3 protein-coding genes and 2 pseudogenes are annotated in these 3667 nt (G+C 63.2%); 4 read left to right on the top strand and 1 reads right to left on the bottom strand.

What is annotated here, in order from left to right:
* Positions 1 to 657 (bottom strand): annotated as a pseudogene (locus WCB02_RS24555) (peptidyl-alpha-hydroxyglycine alpha-amidating lyase family protein); the annotation flags it as partial.
* A 194-nt stretch (positions 658 to 851) separates the two neighbouring features.
* Between WCB02_RS24555 and WCB02_RS24550 the strand changes: the two are divergent.
* From WCB02_RS24550 to WCB02_RS24535, 4 genes and pseudogenes are all read left to right on the top strand, one after another.
* Positions 852 to 1844: a Bug family tripartite tricarboxylate transporter substrate binding protein gene (locus tag WCB02_RS24550; RefSeq protein WP_423962238.1), complete on the top strand. Its 993-nt coding sequence runs from the start codon at positions 852 to 854 to the stop codon at positions 1842 to 1844.
* A 195-nt stretch (positions 1845 to 2039) separates the two neighbouring features.
* On the top strand, positions 2040 to 2588 hold the full coding sequence (locus tag WCB02_RS24545; protein ID WP_423962237.1) for a GlcG/HbpS family heme-binding protein: 549 nt from the start codon (positions 2040 to 2042) through the stop codon (positions 2586 to 2588).
* Between the two features lie 194 nt (positions 2589 to 2782).
* Positions 2783 to 3409, top strand: coding sequence for a hypothetical protein (locus WCB02_RS24540; RefSeq protein ID WP_423962235.1), 627 nt, complete (start codon positions 2783 to 2785; stop codon positions 3407 to 3409).
* Positions 3410 to 3542: 133 nt separating this feature from the next.
* A pseudogene (locus WCB02_RS24535) lies at positions 3543 to 3667 on the top strand (DUF3311 domain-containing protein); the annotation flags it as partial.

Raw genomic sequence — 3667 nt, 5'->3', positions numbered from 1 at the left:
GTCGTCGGTCGCGATCGAGTGCGGGGTGTTGAACTGGCCGGGCTCCTTGCCGCGCTCGCCCCAGGATTTCAGCCAATTGCCGTCCTTGTCCACTTTCGCGACGCGCGAGTTGATATAGCCGTCGCTGATGAAGGTGTCGCCCGCCTTGTCCCAGGCCACATCGGTGACCTGGCGAAACCGGCCGTCCTCGGCAGGCAGCGGCGGCTTCGGATGTTTCAGCGGCCCGGTGTCCTCGTCTGAAGCTTCCTGCTTGCGGCCGAACACCATGAGGACGCGGCCTTCCTGATCGAACTTGATCACCATGTCCGAACCCTTGTCGGTGACCCAGATGTTGTCCTGCGGATCGATCTTCACGGTGTGCGCGAACGACCAGGCGTAGAGGTTCTTGCCGATCTCGCCGATATAGTTGCCCTTGCCGTCGAATTCGAGGAGCTGCGCTGCGGCCGCCGCGTAAGCCGGCCCCGTCGTGTTGCCGCGCGACAGCACGAAGATGTGGCCCTTCGAATTGACCGAGACCCCCGACACTTCGCCGAAATACATATTGTGCGGCAAGCGAACCGGATTCGGTATGGACTCGAAGGCGATCTGGGGTACCGCCTGCTGCGCCAGCGCTGGCGAGGTAATCAACAGCAACAATCCGATCAGCCCGCGCTTCATGGCATCTTCCCCCTTAGGTTCGCTCACTCTCGTGGCGTGAGTTCTCGCGTCGCGAGTTCTCGGTTGGCACGGAGCCTAATCCATCGCTGGCCGTATCGTCCATGCCGGCGGGCGCGAAGCCACATGTCGCCGAACGCATGGCGCAAGCGGCTCATTCATCCTATGAAACGATGTTCTCCAACAGCGGTTGCGACATGTTCCCTCACGTCGATCTCAAACGGTATCGGCTCCTGTTCGCGCTTGCAGCATGCGGGCTGATGGTGATGCAGGCGGCCTCCCCAGCCTTGGCCGGCTATCCGGACCGGATTGTGAAGATCGTTGTGCCGTTCGCGCCGGGCGGCGGCACTGACGTGGTGGCGCGGACCCTGGCGCAGGAGATGGCGAAGGATCTCGGTCAATCCGTCATCGTCGAGAACAAGCCGGGGGCGGGGACGATCGTCGGCACGCAGGTGGTGGCCGCCAGCGATCCCGATGGCTATACGCTGTTGATGGGCACCTTTGCCAACGCGGTCAATCCGAGCCTCTATGCCAAACTGCCCTACGACCCCGAGCGGGACTTCGCGCCCGTGGCGTTGATCGCACGCTCGTTCAACATCGTCGTGGTCAATGCGAGATCGCCGATCCGATCGATCGCGGATCTGATCGCGGCGGCCAAAGCCGAGCCGGACAAATTGTCCTACGGCACCTACGGCACCGGCACCTCCGCTCATCTGGCGGGTGAGCTGTTCAAATCGATGGCCGGGGTGAGCCTCACGATGATTCCCTACAAGGGGGCGGCGCCCGCGATCACCGATCTGATCGGCGGCCAGATCCAGGTGATGTTCACGACGGTAGCGAGCGTTGCGTCACTGATCGCGGCCGGTCAATTGCGCGCGCTCGCGGTGACCTCGGCCGAGCGTTCGCCGGCCTTCCCCGATGTTCCGACGGTGGCCGAGGCCGGCGTTCCCGGCTATTCCGCCGAGAGCTGGTATGGACTCTTCGTACCGGGCAAGACGTCCGGCAATATCATCGCGCGCATCAACCGGTCGGCCGCAACCGCCGTCAAGTCCGAGGTCTTCAAGAGGCTCGCCGTCAGCGAGGGCCTGACCATGGTGGCGAGCCCGCCGGATGAACTCGATCGTTATTTTCGCGGCGAGCAAGCGCGCTGGCGCAAGGTGATCCGGGACGCCGGGATCAAGGTTGAATAACAGGCCGCGCCGGGATCGCACGGCGGAAATATTCGATCGCGATCGGGGCTGCCGCGCCGCGCCTGCGGAGCAATGGGAGAACGTGCCGCAAAGAGATGACGCCAACGCGGCTGGACGAACTGACCGCCGGCATGCGAAATGACGGCGCGTGCTCAACGTGTTGCAACAACAATAAACATCAACTGGGAGGAAAATATGCGTACCGTCGTTTCCCTGACATTGGCTGCGTGCACCGCGGTCTTGTTGATCTCTCCAACGCCGGCGCAGACGGCGGCCCCCCCGACTGCCTCGCCGGCGCAGCCATCGGCGGGCGGAACGCCCGACGCGATCCCGTTCGATATTCCCTACGGCCAGTCGATCGGACTCGATCTTGCCAAGCAGGTGACGGCCGCGGCGGAAGCCGAAGCCAAGAAGCGAAACTGGAAGATGAATATCTCGGTGGTCGACACCAACGGCGAACTGGTGCAATTCGAGCGGATGGAGGGCGCCCAGATCGCATCGGGATCGATCTCGGTCGGCAAGGCCCGCACCGCGGCGCGCTTCCGCCGCGAGTCACGCGCGTTCTACAATGCCTACGAAACCGGCCACGGATATGTCGCGACCCTCGATCCCACGCTGGTCGCGAGCCCCGGCGGATTTCCCCTGGTCCAGGGCGGCAAGCTGATAGGCGCGGTTGGCTGCAGCGGCGGCACCGGCGACCAGGATGCCGCCACCTGCAAGGTCGGTGCCGAGGTCGTGAAGTAAGCCGACGCCCGGCGCGGGTATGCGTCGGCTAAGATGGCGGTGGCGGCCGAACGCTTCGTCCGCCGCGCCGATCAAGCCGATGGTCTTGCTGCTCGTCAGGTCGGCGCACCGCAATGCGGTATGTTTGGGCGCGGTTCGGAAGATTCGCGAACCCAGGATGTTCCGACAGCAGCTACCAGAACCGGGAGATCACGATGGGTGGGACGATGTTGCGTGCTTGTGCAGCGTTCAGCTTGGCTTTCGTCAGCCTTTTCGTCAGCCTTGCCTTGCCGGCCTTTGCCGAGGATACGGTTCGCATCCGTGGCACCATCGAAAGCATGGACGGCCCGGTCTACCTGGTCAAGAATCGCGACGGCGCGGAGCTGAAGCTGACCATGGCCGATAACCCGCTCTATGTCGCGATCGTGAAATCGACCATGGCGGACATCAAGCCCGGCATGTTCGTGGGCGCGACAGGAATGACGCAGCCCGACGGCAGCCAGAAGGCCATCGAGGTGCACATCTTCCCGGACTCGATGCGCGGAACTGGCGAAGGGCACTACGATTGGGACCTCAAGCCGCAGACCAAGATGACCAACGCCAATGTCGAGCAGACGGTAGACGGCATCGACGGCCCGATCCTCTCGGTGAAGTATAAGGGCGGGGAGAAGAAAATCATGGTGACGCCGGACACCGTGGTCGTGACCTTTGTCGCCGGCGACAAGAACGATCTGAAGCCGGGAACCAAGATCTTCGTCGCCGCAGCCAGGAGGCTGCCCGACGGCACAGTGGAAGCCCCCCGCGTCACTTACGGCAAGGACGGACTGACACCTCCGATGTGATGGATGGCCGCGGCGCAACCTGGCCGGGCTTCTGAGGTCGCACGGCCGTGTGTGACGTGGCGCTGCAGCAATCAGAAACCTGCTGGCGCATGGGCAATCGGACGTATAATGAGGGCAAACGGCCGGCGGCTGGATGCCGGCTCGACGCCGGAGATCTGTCGTGTGGATGTTGTTGCTGTTGCCGTTTATAGGCCTGCTGTGGGTGCCGTTCTACAATATACCGGAACCCGCGTTGTTCGGTTTTCCGTTCTTCTATTG

The organism is Bradyrhizobium sp. (genome assembly GCF_049581145.1).
GTDB lineage: Bacteria > Pseudomonadota > Alphaproteobacteria > Rhizobiales > Xanthobacteraceae > Bradyrhizobium.
Note: the sequence above shows the minus strand (reverse complement) of the source record. Positions and strands in the feature narration are given on the sequence as shown.